Below are 320 nucleotides of genomic sequence, written 5' to 3' on the forward strand. Positions count from 1 at the left end.
GTGTCGTAGACCTGGGTGTCGATGCCGCGCTTCTGGCCGTTGCCGAGATCGATGATTTCCTTCGGTTCGCCGAAATAGACGCCGCCGGTCAGCTCGCGCACGATCAGGATGTCGAGGCCTTCGACCAGTTCCGGCTTCAGCGACGAGGCGGCGGAAAGGGCCGGGTAGCAGATCGCCGGGCGCAGGTTGGCGAACAGCTCAAGGTCCTTGCGCAGCCGTAAGAGACCGGCTTCCGGACGGACGTCATAGGGCACGGCATCCCACTTCGGACCGCCGACGGCGCCAAACAGCACGGCATCGGCGGCAAGCGCCTTGGCCAT

1 protein-coding gene is annotated in these 320 nt (G+C 65.3%); it reads right to left on the reverse strand.

Annotation, left to right across the window (positions count from 1 at the left end; all coding sequences use genetic code 11):
- The coding region (locus tag BC363_RS33105) for an isocitrate/isopropylmalate family dehydrogenase (protein ID WP_244519999.1) at positions 1-320 on the reverse strand (320 nt) is incomplete at both ends.

This window comes from Ensifer sp. LC384, from assembly GCF_001695865.1.
Lineage (GTDB): Bacteria > Pseudomonadota > Alphaproteobacteria > Rhizobiales > Rhizobiaceae > Ensifer.